Source organism: Streptomyces cupreus (assembly GCF_014257025.1).
Taxonomy (GTDB): domain Bacteria; phylum Actinomycetota; class Actinomycetes; order Streptomycetales; family Streptomycetaceae; genus Streptomyces; species Streptomyces cupreus.
In genome coordinates, this window is the sequence record NZ_JACMSF010000093.1 from 1 (window position 1) to 22,586 (window position 22,586).

The 22,586-nt window shown below is 69.3% G+C and carries 21 protein-coding genes and 1 tRNA gene; 4 read left to right on the plus strand and 18 right to left on the minus strand.

The genetic code is table 11. The features are described from left to right. Positions 1-10 precede the first annotated feature (10 nt). From H4N64_RS41165 to H4N64_RS41185, 5 genes are all read right to left on the minus strand, one after another. A complete protein-coding gene (locus H4N64_RS41165; RefSeq protein ID WP_186287752.1) occupies positions 11-502 on the minus strand; it encodes a GNAT family N-acetyltransferase in 492 nt (163 codons plus the stop codon). A gap of 77 nt (positions 503-579) precedes the next feature. Further along, positions 580-652: transfer RNA gene (locus tag H4N64_RS41170), tRNA-His, on the minus strand. A 115-nt stretch (positions 653-767) separates the two neighbouring features. Next, the gene (orn, locus tag H4N64_RS41175) at positions 768-1,370 is read right to left on the minus strand and encodes an oligoribonuclease (protein ID WP_186287753.1); all 603 of its coding nucleotides are present in this window, start codon (positions 1,368-1,370) and stop codon (positions 768-770) included. A gap of 127 nt (positions 1,371-1,497) precedes the next feature. Beyond that, complete coding sequence (locus H4N64_RS41180) at positions 1,498-2,721, minus strand: helix-turn-helix domain-containing protein (protein ID WP_186287754.1); 1,224 nt, start codon at positions 2,719-2,721, stop codon at positions 1,498-1,500. Positions 2,722-3,098: 377 nt separating this feature from the next. Further along, positions 3,099-3,407, minus strand: coding sequence for a hypothetical protein (locus H4N64_RS41185; RefSeq protein WP_186287755.1), 309 nt, complete (start codon positions 3,405-3,407; stop codon positions 3,099-3,101). A 319-nt stretch (positions 3,408-3,726) separates the two neighbouring features. Between H4N64_RS41185 and H4N64_RS41190 the strand changes: the two genes are divergently transcribed. Further along, positions 3,727-4,254, plus strand: a complete 528-nt coding sequence (locus H4N64_RS41190; protein WP_186287756.1) for a universal stress protein — start codon at positions 3,727-3,729, stop codon at positions 4,252-4,254. Positions 4,255-4,404: 150 nt separating this feature from the next. Beyond that, positions 4,405-4,971, plus strand: coding sequence for a GPR1/FUN34/YaaH family transporter (locus H4N64_RS41195; protein WP_186287757.1), 567 nt, complete (start codon positions 4,405-4,407; stop codon positions 4,969-4,971). Positions 4,972-5,125: 154 nt separating this feature from the next. Here the strand turns inward: H4N64_RS41195 and glmS are convergent, their stop codons facing one another. The 13 genes from glmS to H4N64_RS41260 form a co-directional block, all read right to left on the minus strand. After that, positions 5,126-6,943, minus strand: coding sequence for a glutamine--fructose-6-phosphate transaminase (isomerizing) (gene glmS, locus H4N64_RS41200; RefSeq protein WP_186287758.1), 1,818 nt, complete (start codon positions 6,941-6,943; stop codon positions 5,126-5,128). Between the two features lie 31 nt (positions 6,944-6,974). Beyond that, positions 6,975-7,232, minus strand: a complete 258-nt coding sequence (locus H4N64_RS41205; RefSeq protein WP_186287759.1) for a hypothetical protein — start codon at positions 7,230-7,232, stop codon at positions 6,975-6,977. Positions 7,233-7,328: 96 nt separating this feature from the next. Further along, a complete protein-coding gene (locus tag H4N64_RS41210) occupies positions 7,329-8,216 on the minus strand; it encodes a DUF4429 domain-containing protein (RefSeq protein ID WP_186287760.1) in 888 nt (295 codons plus the stop codon). 87 nt (positions 8,217-8,303) lie between these two features. Beyond that, complete coding sequence (locus tag H4N64_RS41215) at positions 8,304-10,076, minus strand: IucA/IucC family protein (protein ID WP_186287761.1); 1,773 nt, start codon at positions 10,074-10,076, stop codon at positions 8,304-8,306. After that, positions 10,073-10,606 carry a GNAT family N-acetyltransferase gene (locus tag H4N64_RS41220; protein WP_186287762.1) on the minus strand — a complete coding sequence of 178 codons (534 nt, stop codon included), beginning with the start codon at positions 10,604-10,606 and terminating at the stop codon, positions 10,073-10,075. Before H4N64_RS41220 ends, H4N64_RS41215 begins: the two co-directional genes overlap by 4 nt. Further along, the gene (locus H4N64_RS41225; RefSeq protein ID WP_186287763.1) at positions 10,603-11,880 is read right to left on the minus strand and encodes a lysine N(6)-hydroxylase/L-ornithine N(5)-oxygenase family protein; all 1,278 of its coding nucleotides are present in this window, start codon (positions 11,878-11,880) and stop codon (positions 10,603-10,605) included. The genes H4N64_RS41220 and H4N64_RS41225 overlap by 4 nt, the downstream gene beginning before the upstream one ends. Beyond that, positions 11,864-13,306 (minus strand): lysine decarboxylase DesA, encoded by a 1,443-nt coding sequence (gene desA / locus H4N64_RS41230; RefSeq protein WP_186287764.1) that lies wholly within the window; start codon positions 13,304-13,306, stop codon positions 11,864-11,866. The genes H4N64_RS41225 and desA overlap by 17 nt, the downstream gene beginning before the upstream one ends. A gap of 154 nt (positions 13,307-13,460) precedes the next feature. Next, positions 13,461-14,318 (minus strand): siderophore-interacting protein, encoded by an 858-nt coding sequence (locus H4N64_RS41235; RefSeq protein ID WP_186287765.1) that lies wholly within the window; start codon positions 14,316-14,318, stop codon positions 13,461-13,463. 60 nt (positions 14,319-14,378) lie between these two features. Continuing rightward, complete coding sequence (locus H4N64_RS41240; protein WP_186287766.1) at positions 14,379-15,425, minus strand: ABC transporter substrate-binding protein; 1,047 nt, start codon at positions 15,423-15,425, stop codon at positions 14,379-14,381. A gap of 217 nt (positions 15,426-15,642) precedes the next feature. Next, a complete protein-coding gene (locus H4N64_RS41245; RefSeq protein ID WP_186287767.1) occupies positions 15,643-16,803 on the minus strand; it encodes an acyl-CoA dehydrogenase family protein in 1,161 nt (386 codons plus the stop codon). A 6-nt stretch (positions 16,804-16,809) separates the two neighbouring features. After that, positions 16,810-17,730: a hydroxymethylglutaryl-CoA lyase gene (locus H4N64_RS41250; RefSeq protein ID WP_186287768.1), complete on the minus strand. Its 921-nt coding sequence runs from the start codon at positions 17,728-17,730 to the stop codon at positions 16,810-16,812. Further along, on the minus strand, positions 17,727-19,745 hold the full coding sequence (locus H4N64_RS41255) for an acetyl/propionyl/methylcrotonyl-CoA carboxylase subunit alpha (RefSeq protein ID WP_186287772.1): 2,019 nt from the start codon (positions 19,743-19,745) through the stop codon (positions 17,727-17,729). The genes H4N64_RS41250 and H4N64_RS41255 overlap by 4 nt, the downstream gene beginning before the upstream one ends. Before the next feature lie 19 nt (positions 19,746-19,764). Continuing rightward, entirely contained in the window at positions 19,765-21,381 is a 1,617-nt protein-coding gene (locus H4N64_RS41260; RefSeq protein ID WP_186287769.1) for a carboxyl transferase domain-containing protein, read from the minus strand. Between the two features lie 86 nt (positions 21,382-21,467). Between H4N64_RS41260 and H4N64_RS41265 the strand changes: the two genes are divergently transcribed. Together H4N64_RS41265 and H4N64_RS41270 are read left to right on the plus strand one after the other, a co-directional pair. Next, positions 21,468-22,067 carry an SACE_7040 family transcriptional regulator gene (locus H4N64_RS41265; RefSeq protein WP_186287770.1) on the plus strand — a complete coding sequence of 200 codons (600 nt, stop codon included), beginning with the start codon at positions 21,468-21,470 and terminating at the stop codon, positions 22,065-22,067. Positions 22,068-22,226: 159 nt separating this feature from the next. Beyond that, positions 22,227-22,586: acyl-CoA dehydrogenase family protein (locus H4N64_RS41270; RefSeq protein ID WP_186287771.1), on the plus strand; the 360-nt coding region annotated here is incomplete at its 3' end.

Genomic DNA, 22,586 nt, shown 5'->3' on the forward strand with positions numbered 1-22,586 from the left:
TGTCAAAGGCCTACGGACGGAGCCGCCAGCGCACCTCGCCGTCCTGCCATGCGTCGGTGGGGGCGAGCCCGACGGCCCGCGCGACGCCCGCGGAGGCCGCGTGGGCGGGGTGGATATGGGCGGTGATCGTCGTCATGCCCGCCTCCCCGGCGAGCCGCTCGACGAGCGCACGCGCCGCCTCCGAGGCCAGCCCGCGTCCTTGCCACGGGGTCCCGACGACCCAGGCGATCTCCGCGTCCCCGGCGGCGACGGTCGCCTGGACGGTCCCCACCAGACACCCCTCGGCCCGCAGCCGCAGCACCCAGTTGCACCAGGAGACCTCCGGATCCGGGGAACCGGCGACGAGCCGCTCGTAACGGGCGCGCAGGGCCTCGGGGGTGGCGGGGGAGCCGCCGATGAAGGTGTGCAGCGCCGGGTCGGACAGTACGGCGGCCATCTCCCCGGCGTGCTCGACGCGCAGCGGGACGAGGTCGAGGCGCGGGGTGCGCAGTGGCTCGGTCATGACCGGGAGCGTATGCGGGAGTGCCGTAACGCGATCAGCCGGTGACCTCGATACAAGGTCACCGGCTGATCACTCAGGGTGAGTGACGGGACTCGAACCCGCGGCATCCTGGACCACAACCAGGTGCTCTACCAGCTGAGCTACACCCACCATGACCGGCGGTTTCCTTGGTGGTTCACCGACCGGCCGAGAAAAAGTGTACAGGGTCCGAAGGGGTGCTCGCGCCCGGCTTTTGCGGGGGCCCTGGTCCGGGCCCCTCCCGGCGTTACTGAGCAGGCAGAACGTACTTCGCGGCGATGGCCTTGGCGGTCTCGGAGTCCGGTCCCGGCTGGGGGACGAAGACGGCCTCGCGGTAGTAGCGCAGTTCCGCGATGGACTCACGGATGTCGGCGAGGGCGCGGTGGTTGCCGTTCTTCTCCGGGCTGTTGAAGTACGCGCGCGGGTACCAGCGGCGGGCGAGCTCCTTGATGCTGGAGACGTCCACGATCCGGTAGTGGAGGTAGTCCTCCAGGGCCGGCATGTCCCGCAGCAGGAATCCGCGGTCGGTGCCGACGGAGTTGCCGCACAGAGGGGCCTTGCCGGGTTCCTTGACGTGTTCGCGTACATACGCCAGGACCTGGGCCTCGGCGTCCGCCAGCGTCGTGCCGTTGGCGAGCTCGTCGAGGAGCCCGGACGCGGTGTGCATCTGACGCACCACTTCCGGCATCGTCTCCAGTGCCGATTCCGGCGGCCGGATGACGACGTCCACACCGTCGCCGAGGATGTTCAGCTCGGAGTCGGTGACGAGGGCGGCCACCTCGATGAGCGCGTCGTCGGACAGCGAGAGGCCGGTCATCTCGCAGTCGATCCACACCATGCGATCGTTCATGCGACCACCCTAAAGCTGACGTCTGCTTTTGTGTCGCCCCGTGTCAGCTCGGGGCCCCGTCGAAGGCGCGCACGCGAGCGCCGGACGGGCTGGTGTGCCCGTCCGGCGCTCGGTCCGCTGCGTCGGCTCAGGTCCCGCTGCGCTGACCCGGCAGGGTCGCCCGCGGTACGTACGCCTCCCGGCCGTTGTCCGCGGACGCCGTCGCCAGGGCCTGGCCCACCGAGCTCGTCGCGGGTGTGCGGCGGGCCTGGAGCGGGACCGGGCCGGGCTCCGGGTGGAGCGTGGGCGTCGGTCCTGGGGCGGTGTCGGCCTCGGCCGACGCCCGGTCGGCCTGGGGGCGGCGGGCACGGTACGCCGCCCGGTACGCCGCCGGAGAGGACCCCAGCTGGCGGCGGAAGTGGCCGCGCAGCGCCACCGGCGAGCGGAAGCCGCAGCGGCCCGCGACCTCGTCCACCGAGTAGTCCGACGTCTCCAGCAGGCGCTGCGCCTGCAGCACCCGCTGGGTGATCAGCCACTGAAGCGGGGCCGAACCCGTCAGCGAGCGGAAGCGGCGGTCGAAGGTACGGCGAGACATGTACGCCCGCGCGGCCAGCGTCTCCACGTCGAACTGCTCGTGGAGGTGCTCCAGCGCCCAGGCGACGACCTCGGCGAGCGGGTCGGCGCCGATCTCCTCCGGTAAAGAGCGGTCCAGGTAGCGTTCCTGGCCTCCCGTCCGGCGCGGGGGGACGACCAGGCGGCGAGCCAGCGCGCCGGCCGCCTCGTTGCCGTGGTCCGTCCGCACGATGTGGAGACAGAGATCGATTCCGGCCGCCGTACCGGCGGAGGTCAGTACGTCTCCGTCGTCGACGAACAGCTCTCTGGGATCCACGTGCACCGACGGATAGCGCTTGGCCAGCGTCGGTGCGTACATCCAGTGGGTGGTCGCGGGGCGGCCGTCCAGCAGGCCCGCCGCCGCGAGGACGAAGGCGCCGGTGCACAGCCCGACGATGCGGGCGCCCTCGTCGTGCGCCCGGCGCAGTGCGTCGAGCGCCTCCTCCGGCGGTGGCGAGGTGATCGAGCGCCAGGCCGGCACGACGACCGTGCCCGCCCGCGAGATCGCCTCCAGGCCATGTGGTGCGCTGAGTTCCAGGCCTCCTGTGGTCCGCAGCGGGCCCTCTTCGCCGGCGCAGACCAGCAGTCGGTAGCGCGGTACACCGGCGTCCTGGCGATCGATGCCGAACACCGACAGCGGTATGGAACTCTCGAAGATGGGGCCGCCGCTGAACAGCAGCACCGCGACGATCTCCTTGCGGCGTCGCCCGGAGAGTTTCCGGGCCGCGGCTTCCGGCGCGGCAGTGGAGTCGTGGCTCATACTGCTAAGCCCCCCTCGGTGGTCGCGGCTCCTCGGTTGTGTCGCTCCTGCACGTTTCCCCTCGGTCCTGCACGAGTCCCCCGCCGTAGACAGTCAAGATCGAATCTACTGTGTCGCGTCGCGCCGGAGTGGCCGGTTCGCCACTCGGCACATTGTCGACTTGGCAACTTGGCGTGAAGCATTCGATCACGAAGCGTTGCACTCACGGGCCGTGCAGGGAAGTGCGCCTCGTCGCAGTGGCCAATCCACGTAGGGTGCGCGGCACCCCCGAGACCCTTTTCGTGCAGGTCGAACGGGGGTTGGGGGGTGGTCAGGGCAAGGGATGCGCCGTCGCCAGAAGTTGGCTGAAAAGAAGCGCTTCAGGGCATGGAAACCGGTCAGCCGCCCGGTGTAGTTCTCCCGGAGTGACGTCCGCCTCGGTAAGAGCCCGTTCCGCCGCGGAGACGGCGCCCTCCACGGGGGGCGTGCGAGGCGTGTTCCTCGGCGAGCAAACGGGCCGCCCCGCGCTCGGACCGGCGCAGCAGGACCCGGCACACGGCGGTGACGGCGGCCAGACCCAGGGCGGTGCCGGTGGCGCCGGCCAGCGAGGTGCCGTACCAGAGGAGGACGACGGGGACGAGGACGCAGGAGAAGGCCGCCCAGCGGACCACATCGGTGGTGCTGTCCTGGTGCTGCGGTCCGGACAATGCGTGCTCCCGGTGTCGGTGGCTCACGGGGATCAACGCATGTTCGAGCGGTCGGTCACTGTGCCGCCAGGGAGGGGGCGGCGCGTCGGCGGTAAGGGCTTCCTGTGCAAACCGCCTGTACAACGCAGCAACCATTGCGTTACGGGCGCACCCTCGTGCATGCTCCCTGGAACCCCCGCGGAGCACAGCGCGGGATCTGGGCTAAGGAGGCGTGCCGCCGTACCCTTGGGGGTATGGGGTTGGGAAGATGATTCCCGGACACAGCTCCGACCACACACTGTCGTCCCACCCACACAAGGATCACGACGCCGAGACAGCCATGGCCGGTCACGAATTCTTCGAACCCGCGGACCGCAAGCGGCCCGTCGCCGACCCCACGGCGGCCGAGCCCCTGGCGGCGGAAGAGCCACGTCATTCCTGCGACCCCGCCTTCAAGCACGGCGTCGTGGTCGGCTTCGACGGCTCCACCTCCAGTGAGCGTGCCCTCGCCTACGCCGTCGGCATGGCCCATCGCTCCGGCTCCGGCCTGATCATCGTGCATGTCGCCAACCGGCTGCCCACAACGGTGTGGGCCGGCTGCGAGCCGCCCGTCTTCGTGGACGTCCCGGATCACCGCACCGAGGTGCTGGGCCTGGAGCTCGCCTGCGCGGACTATCTGGCCGAGGTGCCGTGGATCCTCGTCGAGCGCGGCGGTGACATCTGCCATGAACTCGAAGAGGTGGGCCGCGAGTACGAAGCGGACGCGATCGTCGTGGGTTCCACGCACGGCATCGTGGGGCGGATCTTCGGGTCCGTCGCGGGGCGGCTCGCCAAGCGGGCGCAGCGGCCCGTCGTTGTCATTCCGTAACTCGCCGTTGTCCCAGGTGAGATGTGCCGTTGGTGCGGTCTGGCTCCTTTCCTCAACGCGTAAATCTACTGGCGCGTAGAGGTGTTTGTGCGTTTGTGAAGGGCATATATCGCTCACCGCACAACTGCACATGGATGAAGGGAGCCCGCCGTGGACAACGACGTCTCTGCGGGAAGCGGAATCACTACCGTGGTCGGCCGACTCGCCCTCGGTATCACCCTGTTGGCCTTCGGACTCGGCTACACCGAAGTGATCGACGGTGTGTCGGCCGCTGACGCCGTATCAATCGCCCAGTACGTGGGTGGAGTTGCCCTCTTCGTCGCCGGTCTCATGGCCTTCCGTGACCGCGACAACGCCTCTGGTACGGCCTTCGCGGCGCTCGGTGCGCTGTGGTTCACATGGGCCGTCTCCGCCGACGCGCAGGTCTCTGCCAACGCGGCCGGTCTGTTCCTGCTGCTGTTCGCCCTGGTGGCGCTGTCGTTGACCCTCGCCGGCGGGGATCAACTCGGCCAGGGCGCCTACGGGTTGTTCTTCGTGTCGCTGCTTCTGCTGTCCATCTCGATGTTCGCCGAGAACGACGGGCTGGCGAAGGTCGGTGGCTGGTTCGCCGTCGGAGCGGGGGCGGTTGCCTGGTACGCGGCGACTGCGGCGTTGGCTCACTGGCCTACTTCGGTACCGCGGCGTGCTGCCGGCCGGGGCGTGACGGCCACCGGCTAGCTGCGCAGGCCGGGGGGTGGGCGGCTCCCCGGCGATCTGGACGGCCCCCCGCGTGAATTGGTGGCATCACGCGGGGGGCCGTTCCGTGTTCTTGGCCGCTGCGGGCTGTGGGGGCTTGTCAGCCCCGCGCCCCTGAAGGGGCGTTCCTACGCTCCTACTCCACCGTTACCGACTTTGCCAGGTTCCTCGGCTTGTCGATGTCCCGGCCCAGGGCCAAGGCCGTGTGGTACGCCAGGAGTTGGAGGGGGATGCCCATCAGGATCGGATCGAGTTCGTCCTCGTTCTTCGGGACCAGGATCGTCTCGTCGGCCTTCTCCTGGGGCTGGTGGGCCACCGCCAGGATCCTGCCGCTGCGGGCCTTGATCTCCTCCATGGCCGCGCGGTTCTTCTCCAGGAGGTCGTCGTCGGGGACGATCGCCACCGTGGGGAGGGCCGGCTCGATCAGGGCCAGGGGGCCGTGCTTGAGCTCGGAGGCGGGGTAGGCCTCCGCGTGGATGTAGGAGACCTCCTTGAGCTTCAGGGAGGCCTCGCGGGCCACCGGGTAGCCGCGGACGCGGCCGATGAAGAGCATCGAGCGGGCGTCGGCGTACGCCTTGGCCAGCTTCTCGATCTCGGCCTCCCGCTCCATGATCTCGGCGATCTGGGCGGGGAGCTTGCGCAGGCCCTCGATGATCCGCTTGCCGTCGCGGACCGAGAGGTCACGGGTGCGGCCGAGGTGCAGGGCGAGCAGGGCGAAGGCGACCGTCGTGTTGGTGAAGCACTTCGTGGAGACCACGCAGACCTCGGGGCCCGCGTGCACGTAGATGCCGCCGTCCGCCTCGCGGGCGATGGCCGAGCCGACGACGTTGACGATGCCCAGCACCCGCGCGCCCTTGCGCTTGAGCTCCTGGACGGCCGCCAGCACGTCGTACGTCTCACCGGACTGCGAGACCGCGATGTACAGGGTGTCGGGGTCCACCACCGCGTTGCGGTAGCGGAACTCCGAGGCCGGCTCGGCGTCCGCGGGGATACGGGCCAGCTCCTCGATCATCTGGGCGCCGATCATGCCCGCGTGGTACGAGGTGCCGCAGCCGAGGATCTTCACACGGCGGATCCGGCGGGCCTCCCGGGCGTCCAGGTTGAGGCCGCCGAGGTGCACGGTGGAGAAGCGGTCGTCGATCCGGCCGCGCAGCACACGGTCCACGGCGTCGGCCTGCTCGTGGATCTCCTTGTGCATGTAGGTGTCGTGGCCGCCCATGTCGTAGGAGGCGGCCTCCCACTCGACCGTGGTGGGCTCGGACGTCGTCCGGGTGCCCTCCGTCGTGTAGGTGCGGAAGTCGTCGGCCTTGAGGGTGGCCATCTCGCCGTCGTCGAGAGTCACTATCTGCCGCGTGTGGGTGACCAGCGCGGCGATGTCCGAGGCGACGAACATCTCCTTCTCGCCGATGCCGAGGACGACCGGGGAGCCGTTGCGGGCGACCACGATGCGGTCCGGGAAGTCGGCGTGCAGGACGGCGATGCCGTACGTGCCCTCGATGAGCCGGAGTGTCTCGCGGACCTTGTCCTCCAGCTTCTCCGCGTGCGAGCGGGAGATGAGGTGGACGAGGACCTCGGTGTCGGTCTCGGAGAGGAACTCGACGCCGTCCGCCTCCAGCTTGCGGCGCAGGTCGGCGGCGTTGTCGATGATGCCGTTGTGGACGACGGCGACCTTGCCCTCGGCGTCCAGGTGCGGATGGGCGTTGACGTCGGAGGGGGCGCCGTGGGTGGCCCAGCGGGTGTGGGCGATACCGGTGGTGCCCTTGAAGCGCGCCGGGACCTTGGCCTCCAGATCACGGACCCGGCCCTTGGCCTTGACCGTCTTCAGACCGCTGGTCTTGGGCGAGGTGACGGCGATGCCCGCCGAGTCGTAGCCGCGGTACTCAAGGCGCTGGAGGCCTTCGAGCAGCAGCGGGGCCACATCACGCTTGCCGATGTATCCGACGATTCCACACATATAGAGGTATTCCGTTTCTTGGCCGTACGACTCAGCCGTAGACGATGCGGCGCAGCTGCCGGAGCGTGAGCTCCGGCGGTGCCACCGCCCGGTATTTCAGGTCCGCCCCGATCCGTTCGAAGATCGCCGCGTTCACCAGGCCCTGGGCCTGGAGCTCGCGGTGGCGGCGACGGACGAATTCCTCGGTCGTCTCGTCGAAGTAGGCGAGCACGTCCTGGATCACGCGCAGCGCCTCGCCCCGGTTGAGGGGCGTGGACCGCGTCAGATGATCAACAAGTTCGTCGTGCACCCGGTAGATCCTGGGGTACCGACGGCTCTTTCGCAAGAATCCTGCCCGATTTCGGGCAGGGGCGTGTTGGGGGACGTGGAACTGCTATGGGGTAGCTCACATCCGCTTCAGGATCGCCTGCTTGGCGAGGGCGAACTCCTCCTCCGTCAGGACGCCCGTGCGGTGCAGCTCGCCGAGCTCGCGCAGTCGGCGCAGCAGCGCGTCATGGTTGTCCTCGGCGGCGGGCAGGGCGGGGGCGTCGTGGTCGGGACCGGGCTCCGGCTGCCGTACGTCCGCCACGGCCGCCGCGGGGTGCGGGAGGCGGGCCTGGACGGCCGCCGCGACCAGGGCCATCAGCGGGTCCTTCTTGAAGCCCCACAGCTCCACGGAGTTGGGGTCGTACTTGGGCGGGGCCTTGGTCGGGGCGCCCCGCACGGTGAAGCGGAGGTGGCCGTTCTCCAGGCCCGCCGCCGGATGCCATTCGACGGCGGTGATGTCGGTGAGGGTGATTATGCGGGCCCCGGCGGCGGCCTTGGCGTCCTCCGTCTTCCAGTTCCACTCCAGCCGGATCCGCTCGCCGTCGAAGCTCGCGGTGCCGTCGCCGGCCGAGACGGACAGCGGGACCGCCGGGCCGGGCAGGAGGTACTCGGTGACCGGGTCGGCCGGGACCTGGTCCAGCAGGAGGGCGTTGCGGACCTCGTCGGTGAAGTACTCGGCGACGCCGTAGCGGCCCGGTTCGACGATCAGCTGGTAGGGGTCGTGGGGTTCGGTGAGGCGGCCGCCGGAGGCGTGCAGCAGCGGATCGGCGCCGTCGCGCAGGCGCAGCCTGAGCCGCCCGGTCTTCTTGCCCTGCTCGAACGAGATCCCGGCCAACGCGCCCAGCGGGACGACCAGTTCACCCAGCGTTTTGCGGAACAGGCTGACGTTCTTGTCCCGTCCGGGGGTCAGTCGCAGCGCGTCGCCGTCGAAGACCCACGTGCCGTCCTTCTGGATGATTTCCGCCATGGGGTGGATTGTTCCACCCGAGCACAAGAAGACGGGCACCCCCGAAGGACCGTACTCCGGGGCTGCCCGCCCGTCTGTGAGGGGCCGCTACAGCCCTGCTATCGGGTTCTTCAGCGTGCCGATCAGCTGGAGCGCGCCCGCCGGGTCGGACAGGTCCACCATCTGCTGGTTGTTGCGCAGTTGGAGGCGGTTGAGGCAGGACAGGGCGAACTCGGGGGCGAACATGTCGTACTGCCGGAACTTGTCCGCCAGTTCCGGCACCGACGCCTGGTACGCGCGCGTGACCTCCGCGACCGTGCGCCAGAAGTCGTCCTCCGTGAGGATGCCCTCCGTCGCGAGGTTCGCGGCGAGGAAGCGGAAGTAGCAGTCGAAGACGTCCGTGAAGATGGACAGCAGTTTCGTGTCCTCGGGGACGTCCACGCGCAGCCGCTCGACCGTCGGCGGCAGCACCGCGTCCGGGTCCATGACCGCGATCTCCTCGGCGATGTCCTTGTAGATCGCGCGCTGGACGACGCCGTCCTTCAGGACCAGGATGACGTTCTCGCCGTGCGGCATGAAGACGAGGTCGTAGGCGTAGAAGCTGTGCAGCAGCGGCGTGAAGTACGCCGTCAGATACCGCCGCAGCCACTCGGTCGGCTCCAGACCCGACTGCTCGATCAGCGCGCCCGCGAAGGACGCGCCCTCGTGGTCGACGTGGACGAGGGAGGCCATGGTGGCCAGCGACTCGCCGTCGCGGAGGGAGGAGACCGGGCTCTCCCGCCACAGCGCGGCCAGCATCTTGCGGTACGGCGAGTAGCGGTCCGTCGCCGCCTCGTACTCCAGATGCCGGTAGCCGACCGCCGCGCGCTCGCGGATGATCGACAGGCCCGTCTCCTTGAGCACCGGATCGTTCTCGATGAGCTGGGCGAGCCAGTCGTTGATGGCCGGGGTCGCCTCCATGTACGCCGCCGAGAGGCCGCGCATGAAGCCCATGTTGAGGACGGACAGGGCCGTCTTCACATAGTGCTTCTCGGGGTCGGAGGTGTTGAAGAAGGTCCGGATGGACTGCTGGGCCAGATACTCGTCGTCGCCCTCGCCCAGGCACACCAGGTGCTTGCGTGCGACCTCGGCGGCGAAGGTGACCGTGAGCTTGTTCCACCACTGCCAGGGGTGGACGGGGATGAGGAGATAGTCGGCGGGGTCGAGGCCCTGGTCGCGCAGGACGCCGTGGAAGCGCTCGACGGTCTCCTCGCCCAGCTCCTGCCGTACGAAGGACTCGTACTCGATGCCGACACCGGCCGTGAACGCGGCACGCGTCCTGTGCGCCGCCAGCCACACCAGCCGGATCGGGCTCGCGGTCTCGGGGGCGTACGACAGGTACTCGTGGATGCCGAAGCCGAGCCGGCCGTTGTTGGCGACGAAGCAGGGGTGGCCCTCGGTCATACCGGTCTCGATGGCCTGGAAGCCTGAGCGCACCAGCTCGGCGACCGGGAGCTGCGGCTTGGTGAGCTTGTAGCAGGTGCCGGAGAGGGTGGAGGAGACCTCCTCCAGATAGACCGGCAGGATCGCGTCGCTCAGGCCCAGCGCCTGCTTCAGCTCGATGAAGAAGTCCAGCGCGGCGAGGGGGAGGTCGACGCCGTCCCGACGACGGGAGATGGAGTCGGCGTCGACCTGCCAGTGGTCGAGGGCGCGGCGGACGGCGGTGAACCGGTACCGGGTCAGACCGTCGTCGCTGCGGACCTCGAAGCCGCCGTCGGCGGTGACCTCGGGCGTGATCAGCCGCTCGTGCGCGAACTCGGCGAGCGCCTTGCGGATGAGAAGGCGGTTGGCCTGCTCCCAGCGTTCCGGGGAGAGGTGGGCCACGGAGTCGGCGAGGGTCATCCGGCCACCCCCGTCGCGAGCAGGAACTGTTCCCGGGTGCAGAAGCTCAGCAACGCCATCTTCTCCGGCTTCCGGATCTCCCGCTCGGGGACGAACCCGACGGCCTCGTTCAGCGCGTGGACGGCCTTGTTGGAGACGTCCGGCTCGACGACGACCCGCTCGACCGCCGGGTCCTCGAAGAGGTGCGCCATCACGGCGGTGATGACGGACCGCGTGAAGCCGTGCACGGGCGTGTCCGTGGCCGGCGTCAGGAAGTGCATGCCGATATCACCGGGCCGAGGCTCGTACAGGCCGACCAGTTCGCGGTGGGCGGGGTCGTACTTCTCCATGAGGAAGGCGGGTACGCCGTTCTCGTCGAGACCCAGCAGCGCGTGGTGGTGCTCGTCGGCGGCGATCTCCATGTAGGCGCGCTCGACGTCCTCCAGTTTCGCGTCCTGCATCATCCAGAAGGCGGCCTTGGGGTGCGTGACCCAGGCGTGCAGCAGCTCGGCGTCCTTCAGGGGATCGAGCGGGCGGAAGGTGAAGGTCATACGGAGAACTCCTGGAACGCGATGGTCTTCTCGACCGGGTAGTGCTCGCTGCCGAGCAGCTCACTGATGATGAGGCTGTTGCGGTAGGGGCCCATCCCCAGGTCGGGGCTGGTGATGCTGTGGGTGTGGACACCGGCGTTCTGCAGGAACACACCCCGGCCCGTCACATCGATGGCGTAGTTGCGGGCGACGTCGAAGTTGCCGTGGGAGTCACGGACCAGACGGTCGCTCACGGGCTTCAGGAACTCCGGCTCGGCGTAGGCGTAGCCGGTGGCAAGCACCAGGCCCTGCGTCTCGATCTCGTAGTCCTTCTCCTGCTCCTCCTGGCGGAAGGAGAGCGTGTACGTGCCGTTCTCGTGACGCGCGCTGTTCAGCGAGGAGTTGGTGAGCAGCCGGGTGGGCACCGGGCCGCCGAGGTTCTTCTGGTACAGCAGATCGAAGATCTCGTTGATGAGATCGCCGTCGATGCCCTTGAACAGGCCCTTCTGCTGGGAGGTCAGCCGGTAGCGGGTCGCCTCCGGCAGCGCGCGGAAGTAGTCGATGTACTCCGGCGAGGTCATCTCCAGCGTGAGCTTGGTGTACTCCAGCGGAAAGAAGCGCGGGGAGCGGGTGACCCAGTTCAGCCGGTAGCCGTGGACGTCGATCTCGGCGAGGAGGTCGTAGTAGATCTCGGCGGCGGACTGGCCGGAACCGACGATCGTGATCGACTCCTTCTTCTGGAGCTCCGCCTTGTGCTGCATATAGCGGGAGTTGTGGAAGAAGTCGCCGCCGAGGCCCTCGACGGCCTTCGGGTAGTGCGGGGAGGTGCCGGTGCCGAGGACCAGGTGACGGGCGCGGAGGACCTCGCCGGCCTCGGTTCTCACGACGTACAGCCCGTCCTCGAACGTCACCTCGGTGACCGTCGTGCTGAACCGGACGCTGCCCAGCTTGTTCGCGGCCCAGCGGCAGTAGTCGTCGTACTCGACCCGCAGCGGGTAGAAGTTCTCGCGGATGTAGAACGAGTACAGCCGGCCCTTCTCCTTCAGGTAGTTGAGGAAGGAGTACGGCGAGGTCGGGTCGGCGAGGGTGACCAGGTCCGACATGAACGGGGTCTGGAGGTGGGCGCCGTCCAGGAACATGCCGGCGTGCCACTCGAAGTCGGGCTTCGACTCCAGGAAGACACCGTCGAGTTCGTCGATGGGTTCGGTCAGACAGGCCAGGCCGAGGTTGAAGGGGCCGAGCCCGATGCCCACGAAGTCGTAGGTCTTGTTCGTGGTCTCAGGAAGCGCGGTCAAGGGACTCTCCCAGGTACTTCTCGGCGTGGCTGGCGATCAGATCGAGGACGGCGGCGATGTCGGCCGTCGTGGTCTCGGGGTTGAGCAGGGTGAACTTCAGGTAGTGGCGGCCGCCGACCTTGGTGCCCGCGACGACGGCGTCACCGGAGGCGAACAGGGCCTTGCGGGCGTAGAGGTTGGCGCGGTCGATCTCGGCCGGGTCGGTCACCGCGGCCGGGATGTAGCGGAAGACGAGGGTGGACAGGCTCGGCTCGACCACGACGTCGAAGCGCGGATCGGCGGCCAGCAGCCGCCAGCCCTCGGCGGCCAGGTCGACGACCTCGTCGAAGAGCTGCCCGATGCCGTCGGCGCCCATCACACGCAGGGTCATCCACAGCTTCAGCGCGTCGAAGCGGCGGGTGGTCTGGAGGGACTTGTCGACCTGGTTGGGGATGCGTTCCTGCACCATCCGGCGCGGGTTGAGGTACTCCGCGTGGTAGGTGGCGTGGCGCAGCGTGGCCGCGTCCCGGACCAGCACGGCGGAGGAACTCACCGGCTGGAAGAAGGACTTGTGGTAGTCGACGGTGACCGAGTCGGCGCGCTCGATGCCGTCGATCCGGCCCCGGTACCTCACGGAGGCGAGCAGACCGCAGCCGTAGGCGGCGTCGACGTGCATCCAGGTGCCGAACTGCTCGCACAGCTCGGCGATCTCGGGCAGCGGGTCGATGGAGCCGAAGTCGGTGGTGCCGGCGGTGGCGACGACGGCCATCGGGACCAGGCCGTCCTTCTTGCAGCGCTCCAGCTCGTGGGCGAGGGCGACGGCCTGCATGCGCTTGTCGTGGTCGACGGGGATGGAGACGACCGAATCCGCGCTCAGGCCGAGCAGTTTGGCCGACTTCTTCACGCTGAAGTGGCTGACCTCGGAGGCGAAGATGCGCAGTTTGGTGAAACTGTCGGTCTTGGCTTCCTCACGGGCCAGCAGCAGCGCCTGGAAATTGGACTGAGTCCCGCCGGAGGTGAACACGCCGTCGGCGGCGGGGCCGAGGCCGATCCGGGCGGTCGTCCAGTCGATGAGCTTGCGCTCGATCAGGGTGCCGCCGGCCGACTGGTCCCAGGTGTCGAGGGAGGAGTTGACGGCGGACAGGATCGCCTCGCCGAGCACCGCCGGGATCACGACCGGGCAGTTGAGGTGCGCGAGGTAGCGCGGGTGGTGGAAGTAGATCGCGTCGCGGAGGTAGACGTCCTCCAGCTCGTCGAGGGCGGCCGCGGTGTCGAGCAGCGGCTTGTCGAGGTCGATCGCGTCGATGGTGGGGGCGAGGGCGTCGACCGTGACGCCGGTGAACGGACGTTCGGTGGCGGCGATTTTGGCGGCCACCCGCTCGATTCCTTCGGTCACGGAGCTGCGGTACTGCTCCGCGGTCGTGTCATTGAGCAGGTGCGAGCGCATGGGGGGTCCTCCGAGGGGAAGTCCGTGCGGGACGAAGGCGATGCGGAGCGGGAGTACGACCAAGGTCGATCAACTTAGGTAAGCCTAACCTAATTTCACTGTCTGTCATGCACAGGAAACCAACCTCATCCGTGACGGTGGTCACTTCCTCCCGTCACTCGCCCCGCTCGCGCAGCTCTTCCTCCGTCAGGCCGCGCCGCCAGTACCCGACGAACGTGACCCGGCGCCGGTCGATCCCGCGCTCACCGACGAAGTGCCGGCGCAACGCCTTCACACACCCCGACTCGCCCGCGATCCAGACGTACGGGTGCTCGGCGGCAGGGAGTCGGGCCGCACGGAGGGCATCGAGGGCCATGGGGGACCCCTCGGCGCCCTGGTCCTCATGGACCAGCCAGTTGATCTCGGCGTCAGCCTCGGTCGCCAGGTCCTGGATGTCCCCGGCGTGGCGCACCTCCAGCCAGACCCGTGCCCGGGTGCCGACAGGCAGCGACTCGACGATGGCGGAGACGGCCGGTACGGCGGTCTCGTCGCCCCAGATCACCACGAGATCGGTGTCCGCGGGCGGCCGGAACCGGATGGCCCGGTTGTCGGCGACGGCGGGCCCGATGAGCAGCACGCGATCCCCGGCGGCCGCGGTCGAGGCCCACCGGGAGGCGGGCCCCGCGGGAACGGCGGCACCGGGCTCGACTCCGTGCAGCACAAAGTCGATGTCGATCTCGTCCGGGTCCCGCCGCAGCGCACGCAGGGTGTACGACCGCATCACGGCCCGTACGTCGTCGGGCAGTTCACGCCAGCCCTGCCACCAGCCGTCGCCGAGCTCGATCGGCACGACGGGGGTGTCCTGCCCCGGATGCGGCAGGAAGAGCGACAGCGACTGGTCACACCCGTCGGAGTGGAAGTCCCGCAACTCCTCCCCGCCAAAGGTCACCCGAACCAAAGACGGACCGAGCCGTCGAGTCCGCACAACCTGAAGAGAGAAGAAACGGAACGCGACGGCAACGGCCGTAGTCATGTGGGTACCCCTGAAACGGAGGGAAGTTGTCCTACCTGGGGGCGCGAGCCACCCGAGTGATCAGGCGACCTTCTTGGCGTTCTCGATCGCCTCGGCCAGATTGTCGAGCAGCGGCGTGCACTTGTCGTAGGACAGAATCGGCTCAGGCGAACGCGCGATGACCTGACCGGCCTTCACCGCAGGCAGCTTCTTCCATGTCGCCTCAGTGATGTCGGCGGGCTGAATCGTGGAGGACCGGTCGTCCATCAGGATGATGTCCGCGTCGTACTTGTCGACGTTCTCCCAGCTGAGCGCCTCGAACCAGCCGCCGCTCTCCGCCTTCGCCTTCTCCGACGGCTCGACGAAGTTCACACCGAGCGCCTTGAAGTACTCAAGGTCGATGGAGAAGTTGGTGCCGGAGACGTAGAAGATCGACTCCGCGGCGGAACCGGCGAGCACCTTGATCTCGGGCTTGGCCTTGGCGGCGGCGCGCAGTCGGGCCGCGGCGGTCTCGAACTTCTTCTTGGACTCGGCGATCTTGTCGGACTTCACATCCGCGCCCAGCGACTCGGCCAGCTCCCACATGCGCTGGAGCGGCTCGGTCAGCTGGCGGTCGAAGACGGAGACGGCGACGCTCGGGGCGAGCTTGGCGATCTTGTCCGCGGACTCGACGGGCACCGACCACAGGGTGCCGGCGTCGTCGAACGTCGTGGTGATGAGGACCTCGGGGGAGAGGGCCGCGTACTTCTCGATGTTGAGCTTGCCCCACTCGTTGCCGAGCACGGTGACCTTGGTGACGTCGAGGTCGCCGGCCTGCACGTCGGGCTTGCCGTCCGCGGTCGTGGTCGGGCCGAAGACGCCCTTGACCTGGATGCCGTAGTCGTAGAGGGCGGCGGCGACACCGGTGAACGCGACGATGTTCGTCGGCACCTTGTCGAGCTTCACGGTCGTGCCGCGGTCGTCCTTGAAGGACCACGGGCCGGACTTCGCGGCGGTCGTCTCCTGGTCCGAGCCACCGTTTTTCGCGTCGTCGTCGCCACAGGCTGCGAGCACGGCACCGAGGCCGAGGGCGCCGCCCGCGGCGAGGATGCCACGGCGGGTGAGGTGGGTGGCGCTGGCGTTGGACATGGTGTGGCTGCTTTCGAACAGGGCGGAGCGTCCGCCGGGCAATTCGAAGGTAGGTTAGCCTAACCTCAGCTCATGTCCAGAGGTGGGGTGAATGTGATCATCGCCACGACGACGAGGCGGGCTGGCCTCTTTCTCCATCGCGGAGATCTCCTCGCCCTGGAACGCCTTGTTGTTCAGCGGTTCAAGAGGGGACGCCCCTTCGTCACGCGCCGACTTGCTAGCTGGAGAGCCCCAACTCCCTTGCGATCAGCATCCGTTGTACCTCACTCGTACCCTCGCCGATCTCCAGGATCTTGGAGTCCCGCCACATGCGGGCCACCGGGTACTCGTTCATGAAGCCGTAGCCGCCGTGGATCTGGGTGGCGTCGCGGGCGTTGTCCACCGCGATCGTGGAGGAGTACAGCTTGGCCATCGCCGCCTCCTTCTTGAACGGCTCGCCCGCGACCAGCCGGCTCGCCGCGTCCCGCCAGGCCAGCCGGGCCGTGTGCGCCCGCATCTCCATGTCCGCGAGCTTGAACTGGATGGCCTGGTTGGCGCCGATCGGGCGGCCGAAGGCGTGGCGCTCCTGGGCATAGCGGACCGACTCGTCCACACAGCCCTGAGCCAGGCCCGTCGCCAGCGCCGCGATAGCGATACGGCCCTCGTCGAGGATGCGCAGGAACTGGGCGTACCCACGGCCCTCGGTGCCGAGGAGGTTGGCCCTCGGGACGCGGACGTCGGCGAAGGACAGCTCACGGGTGTCGGAGGCGTTCCAGCCGACCTTCGAGTACGCCGGGGCCACCGTGAAGCCCGGGGTGCCGGAGGGGACGATGATCGAGGAGATCAGGGGGCTGCCGTCGGGCCGCCGGTCGGTGACCGCCGTGACGGTGACCAGACCGGTGATGTCCGTACCGGAGTTGGTGATGAAGCACTTGGTGCCGTTGATCACCCACTCGTCGGTCTCGGGGTCGATCCGGGCCGTCGTACGGGTCGCGCCCGCGTCGGAGCCGCCGTCCGGCTCGGTCAGTCCGAAGGCGCCGAGGATCTCGCCCGAGCACAGCCGGGGCAGCCACTCGCGCTTCTGCTCCTCGGTGCCGAACAGATGGAGCGGCATCGCGCCCAGTGAGACACCCGCCTCCAGGGTGATGGCCACCGAGGAGTCCACCCGGGCCAGTTCCTCAAGGGCGATGCCCAGCGCCAGGTAGTCGCCGCCCATACCGCCGTACTCCTCGGGGAACGGCAGTCCGAACAGGCCCATGCGGGCCATCTCGCGCACGATCTCGTACGGGAACTCATGACGCTCGTAGAGGTCGCCGATCTTGGGCGCCACGACGTCGTGTGCGAACTCCTCCACCGTGCGGCGCAGTTCTTCGAGCTCGGGGGAGAGCTTGTGGTCCATCTGGGGTCACTCCTTGTGGGAGAGGGCTCGTACGGTGCGGGACGGGCTGGGGCGGCCCAGTCGGCCGGCCATCCACTCGCTTGTGGCGACCAGACGGCCGAGGTCGACCCCGGTGTCGATGCCGAGGCCGTGCAGCATCCACACGAGGTCTTCGGTGGCGAGGTTCCCGGTGGCGGACTTCGCGTACGGGCAGCCGCCGAGGCCTCCGGCGGAGGCGTCGACGGTGGTGACGCCGTGCTGGAGGGCGGCGTAGGTGTTGGCGAGGGCCTGGCCGTAGGTGTCGTGGAAGTGGACGGCGAGCTTCTCGACAGGGACGTCGAGTTCGGTGAGCAGCGCCCGTACGTGACCCGGTGTGGCCACGCCGATCGTGTCGCCCAGGCTCAGTTCGTCGCAGCCCATGTCGAGGAGGGCGTGGCAGACCTTGACGACCTGCGGGACGGGGACCGGGCCCTCCCACGGGTCGCCGAAGCACATGGAGAGATAGCCGCGCACCTGCACGCCCTCGGCCTTCGCCCGCGCGACGACCGGCTCGAACATCGCCAGCGCGTCGTCGACCGTGCGGTTGAGGTTGGCCTTCGCGAACGACTCGGTGGCGCTGGCGAAGACGGCGACGCGACGGGCTCCGAGGGCCAGGGCACGGTCGAGGCCGCGCTCGTTGGGGACGAGGACGGGGAGGTCCACCGGGAGGTGGCTCACGCGGGGGAACAGTTCTTCCGCGTCGGCGAGTTGGGGCACCCACTTCGGGTGGACGAAGCTGGTGGCCTCGATGGTGGTGAGGCCCGCGTCGGCGAGACGTCGGACGAACTCCGCCTTCACGTCTGTGGGAACGGTCGCGTTCTCGTTCTGCAATCCGTCCCGGGCGCCGACCTCGTGGATGCGGACACGGGTGGGGAGACCGGGTTCGGGGACTGTCATGGGCAGGGTCACTGAGCCACCTCCTCGTGCGGCGCGATCACGGCCAGTACCTGGTCCATGGCGACCGTGGTGCCGGGCGAGACATCGAGTTCGGCGACCGTGCCGGCGTGCGGGGCGGAGATGACGTGCTCCATCTTCATCGCCTCCACCACCAGCAGGCTCTGACCGGCGCTCACCTCGTCCCCGACGGCGACCTTCACGACCGTCACCGTCCCGGGCATGGGCGCGGTGAGCGAATCGGCGCCCGAGTGGGCGGCGCGGGTCAGGGAGGCGGCGACCGGGTCGTGGTCCCGGACGTGCCAGGCGTCGCCGTCGCGGCCGAGCCAAGTGCCGTCCGGCAGTGCGGCGAAGGTGTGGGTGACGCCGTCCAGCAGAAAGGTGAACCGCCGCTCGGCATCAGGCCGCGGGGGCAGGCCCCCGGACCCCCGAAGGGGTTCGCCCCTGCCGGGCAGCAGAAGCTCGGTCCACCCGTCCCGCGCGCGGCGCACGCGCACGGTCACCGGGTCGTGGCCCGGCACGTGCAGATGGTGGGGAGTCCAGGCCGGCTCGCCGCCCAGGCGCCAGCCGTCCGCCATCGCGAACGGGTCGGTCCAGCCACCCTCGTCGGCCGGGGCGAGCGCCACTTGGCGCAAAAGTGCCCCGGCCGCGTACACCTCCTCGGGCACCTCCGCCGACACCAGCCCGTCGACCTCCCGCTCGACAAGGCCGGTGTCCAACTCCCCGGACACCACCGCCGGATGGGCCAGCAGCCGGCGCAGGAACCCCGCGTTCGTCTGCACCCCCAGCGTCACCGTCTCCGCGAGCGCCGCCCTCAGTTTGCGCAGCGCCGTCGCGCGGTCGGGGCCGTACGCGATGACCTTGGACAGCATCGGGTCGTACAGGCTGCCGACCTCGGTGCCCTCGGTGAGCCCGGAGTCGGTGCGCACGCCGTCGCCCTGGGGCTCGCGCAGGCGCAGCACGGTGCCGCCGGAGGGGAGGAACCCGCGCGCGCCCTCTTTGATGGACACAGTCTCCGCGCAGATACGGGCCTCGACCGCGTGGCCGCTCAACCGGATCTCGTCCTGCGCGAAGGGGAGCTTCTCCCCGGCCGCGACCCGCAGTTGCCACTCCACCAGGTCTATGCCGGTGATGAGCTCGGTGACCGGGTGTTCCACCTGGAGGCGGGTGTTCATCTCCATGAAGTAGTACGAGGAGGGGTCGCCGCCGGGGACGATGAACTCCACCGTGCCCGCGCCCCGGTAGCCGCAGGAGCGGGCCGCCTGGACCGCCGCCTCGCCCATCGCGGCCCGCGTGCCCTCGTCCAGCAGGACCGAGGGCGCCTCCTCGATGATCTTCTGGTGGCGCCGCTGGAGGGAGCACTCGCGCTCGCCGAGGTGGACGACATTGCCATGGCCGTCCGCCAGTACCTGGATCTCGATGTGCCGGGGCCGGTCGATCCACCGCTCGACGAGGAGCGTGTCGTCGCCGAAGGAGGCCGCGGCCTCGCGCCTGGCCGCCGCGATCTCCTCCTCCAGCGCGGACAGGTCCCGCACCAGACGCATGCCCTTGCCGCCGCCGCCCGCGCTCGGCTTCAGCAGCACCGGAGCGCCCAGCTCCCGAGCCGCCTCGGCCAGTTCGGGGTCACGTCCGCCGGGGACGACGGGGACTCCCGCCGCCTTCACGGTCTCCTTGGCGCGGATCTTGTCGCCCATCAGGGAGATTGCCTCGGCCGGCGGTCCGATGAAGACCAGGCCCGCCTCGGCGCACGCGCGCGCGAAGTCGGCGTTCTCGGCGAGGAAGCCGTACCCCGGGTGGACGGCCTGGGCGCCGGTGCGTGCCGCGGCCTCCAGCAGCCGGGGCGCGGACAGATAGCTCTCGGCGGCCGGCGCCGGTCCGATCCGTACCGCCGTGTCGGCCTCGCGGACGTGCCGCGCGTCGGCGTCGGCGTCGGAGAAGACGGCGACCGAGCGGACGCCCAGGGTGCGCAGGGTGCGGATGACACGGACCGCGATCTCGCCCCGGTTGGCCACGAGGACTGTGTCGAACATGGTCATCGGTAAAAGCCCCTCACATCCGGAAGACGCCGAACTGGGGGTCACCCAGGGGCGCGTTGGCGCAGGCCGTCAGTGCCAGGCCCAGCACCTGCCGGGTCTCCAGCGGGTCGATCACACCGTCGTCCCAGAGGCGGGCCGTCGCGTAGTAGGCGTTCCCCTGGCGCTCGTACTGGGCGCGGATCGGCGCCTTGAAGGCCTCTTCCTCCTCGGCCGGCCACTGTTCGCCCCGCGCCTCCAACTGGTCGCGCTTGACGGTGGCGAGGACCGAGGAGGCCTGCTCGCCGCCCATGACGGAGATCTTGGCGCCCGGCCACATCCACAGGAAGCGGGGCGAGTAGGCCCGGCCGCACATGGAGTAGTTCCCGGCGCCGTAGGAACCGCCCACCACGACCGTCAGTTTCGGCACGCGGGTGGTGGCGACCGCCGTCACCATCTTGGCGCCGTGCTTGGCGATACCGCCCGCCTCGTAGTCCCTGCCGACCATGAACCCGGAGATGTTCTGCAGGAACACCAGCGGGATCCCGCGTTGGTCGCACAGCTCGATGAAGTGGGCGCCCTTCTGGGCGGACTCGGAGAACAGGATGCCGTTGTTGGCGACAATGCCGACCGGGTGGCCGTGGATCCGGGCGAAGCCGGTGACCAGGGTCTGCCCGAACTCGGACTTGAACTCCGAGAAACGGGAGCCGTCGACCACGCGCGCGATGATCTCGCGTACGTCATAGGGGGTGCGGGGGTCGGCGGGCACCGCGCCGTACAGGCCGTAGGGGTCGACCTTGGGCTCGGTGGCGGGCCGCACCTGCCAGGGGAGCGGCCCGCGCGCGGGGAGGGTGGCCACGATGTTCCGGACGATCCGCAGGGCGTGCGCGTCGTCCTCCGCGAGATGGTCGGTCACGCCCGACACCCGCGAGTGGACCTCGCCGCCGCCGAGCTCCTCGGCGGTGACGACCTCACCGGTGGCGGCCTTCACCAGCGGGGGCCCGCCGAGGAAGATCGTGCCCTGGTTGCGGACGATGACGGCCTCGTCGCTCATCGCGGGGACGTACGCGCCGCCCGCCGTGCAGGAGCCGAGGACGGCCGCGATCTGCGGGATGCCCGCCCCGGACATCCGGGCCTGGTTGAAGAAGATCCGCCCGAAGTGGTCACGGTCGGGGAAGACCTCGTCCTGCATGGGCAGGAAGGCGCCGCCGGAGTCGACGAGATACAGACACGGCAGCCGGTTCTCCAGGGCCACTTCCTGGGCCCGCAGATGCTTCTTCACCGTCATCGGGTAGTACGTCCCGCCCTTGACGGTGGCGTCATTGGCGACGATCACGCACTCGCGTCCGCTGACCCGGCCGATCCCGGCGATCACCCCGGCCGCCGGGGCCTGTCCGTCGTACATGCCGTCGGCCGCGAGGGGCGCCAGCTCCAGGAAGGGCGAGCCCGGGTCGAGCAGGGTGTCCACCCGGTCCCAGGGCAGCAGCTTGCCGCGCGCGGTGTGCCGGGCGCGCGCCTTCTCGCCACCGCCGAGACGGGCGGCGGCGAGCTTGCCGCGCAGCTCCTCCACGAGCGCGAGCTGCGCCTCCTCATTGGCCTTCCAGGCCTCCGACGCGGGATCTGCCGCACTCGTCAGCTCGGGTGCCTCGTGCATCCTGCGGTCCCCTCACCTTGTTAATGAGCGTTAACGCATTTCCTTCAGGTTAACGACCGCTAACCTCCCTGTCTAGAATTGCTTCCATGGCCACCAGAACCGACGCACCCACCCGTCGCGAGCAGATCCTCAAGGAAGCCGCTCGACTCTTCGCCGAGCGCGGTTTCCATGGAGTGGGGGTCGACGAGATAGGCGCCGCCGTCGGCATCAGCGGCCCCGGCCTCTACCGGCACTTCGCGGGCAAGGACGCGATGCTGGCGGAGCTGCTGGTGGGCATCAGCGGCCAGCTCCTGACGGGCGCCAAGCGGCGGCTCGCGGAGGCCGACGGCGGGGGGCCCGGCGAGGTCCTGGACTCCCTCATCGAGGGCCATATCGACTTCGCGCTCGACGACCGCCCCCTGATCACCCTGCACGACCGCGAGCTGGACCGCCTGCGCGACAGCGACCGCAAGCTGGTCCGCCAGCTCCAGCGCCAGTACGTCGAGCTGTGGGTGGACGTGGTCCGCAAGGTCTACCCAGCGCTCACCGAACCGACGGCCCGCTCGGCCGTCCACTCGGTCTTCGGCCTGCTGAACTCCACCCCGCACCTGGGCCGCCCGGGGTCACTGCCCGGGCGCGGGGCCACGTCGGAGCTGCTGCACCGGATGGCGCGGGGGGCGTTCGCCGCCGCGAGCAGTGAGGCGTGACGAGCGTTACGGGGCTGATCCTCTGGACGCCTGTGGATACTCGCCGGTACGGTTTGCAGTGAGCGAGCGCTTAGTCATGGGCCGCAAGGAACCCAGACGGCGAGCAACCAGGTACGCGAGAGCGGCGCCGGTTCAGGCGCAAAGAAGGGCGGTGGCGGCGTGCGCCGTACTGTGTTCAACGAGGACCACGAGGCGTTCCGGGAGACCATCCGCGCCTTCATCGAGGCCGAGGTCGTACCGGTGTACGACGAGTGGTTCGCGGCGGGCCAGGCGCCCCGCGACTTCTACTACAAGCTCGGTGAGCTGGGCGTCTTCGGCATCAACGTGCCCGAGGAGTTCGGCGGCGCGGGCCTGGACACCCACAAGTTCGAGGCCGTCCTCTACGAGGAGACCGCGCGCGCGGGCGTCGCCTTCGGCGGTTCCGGTGTGCACGTGCTGCTCGCCCTGCCGTACATCAAGATGCTCGCCACCGAAGAGCAGAAGAAGCGCTACCTGGAGAAGTTCGTCTCCGGCGAGGAG

What these genes read in the sequence shown, in the direction of transcription:
- H4N64_RS41180 (WP_186287754.1), bottom strand. Translation starts at nt 2,721, where the DNA reads ATGAGCCACGACTCCACTGCCGCGCCGGAAGCCGCGGCCCGGAAACTC.
- orn (WP_186287753.1), bottom strand. Translation starts at nt 1,370, where the DNA reads ATGAACGATCGCATGGTGTGGATCGACTGCGAGATGACCGGCCTCTCG.
- glmS (WP_186287758.1), bottom strand. Translation starts at nt 6,943, where the DNA reads ATGTGTGGAATCGTCGGATACATCGGCAAGCGTGATGTGGCCCCGCTG.
- H4N64_RS41255 (WP_186287772.1), bottom strand. Translation starts at nt 19,745, where the DNA reads ATGTTCGACACAGTCCTCGTGGCCAACCGGGGCGAGATCGCGGTCCGT.
- H4N64_RS41190 (WP_186287756.1), top strand. Translation starts at nt 3,727, where the DNA reads ATGGCCGGTCACGAATTCTTCGAACCCGCGGACCGCAAGCGGCCCGTC.
- H4N64_RS41240 (WP_186287766.1), bottom strand. Translation starts at nt 15,425, where the DNA reads ATGTCCAACGCCAGCGCCACCCACCTCACCCGCCGTGGCATCCTCGCC.
- H4N64_RS41245 (WP_186287767.1), bottom strand. Translation starts at nt 16,803, where the DNA reads ATGGACCACAAGCTCTCCCCCGAGCTCGAAGAACTGCGCCGCACGGTG.
- H4N64_RS41210 (WP_186287760.1), bottom strand. Translation starts at nt 8,216, where the DNA reads ATGGCGGAAATCATCCAGAAGGACGGCACGTGGGTCTTCGACGGCGAC.
- H4N64_RS41165 (WP_186287752.1), bottom strand. Translation starts at nt 502, where the DNA reads ATGACCGAGCCACTGCGCACCCCGCGCCTCGACCTCGTCCCGCTGCGC.
- H4N64_RS41220 (WP_186287762.1), bottom strand. Translation starts at nt 10,606, where the DNA reads ATGACCTTCACCTTCCGCCCGCTCGATCCCCTGAAGGACGCCGAGCTG.
- H4N64_RS41215 (WP_186287761.1), bottom strand. Translation starts at nt 10,076, where the DNA reads ATGACCCTCGCCGACTCCGTGGCCCACCTCTCCCCGGAACGCTGGGAG.
- H4N64_RS41265 (WP_186287770.1), top strand. Translation starts at nt 21,468, where the DNA reads ATGGCCACCAGAACCGACGCACCCACCCGTCGCGAGCAGATCCTCAAG.
- H4N64_RS41260 (WP_186287769.1), bottom strand. Translation starts at nt 21,381, where the DNA reads ATGCACGAGGCACCCGAGCTGACGAGTGCGGCAGATCCCGCGTCGGAG.
- desA (WP_186287764.1), bottom strand. Translation starts at nt 13,306, where the DNA reads ATGCGCTCGCACCTGCTCAATGACACGACCGCGGAGCAGTACCGCAGC.
- H4N64_RS41235 (WP_186287765.1), bottom strand. Translation starts at nt 14,318, where the DNA reads ATGACTACGGCCGTTGCCGTCGCGTTCCGTTTCTTCTCTCTTCAGGTT.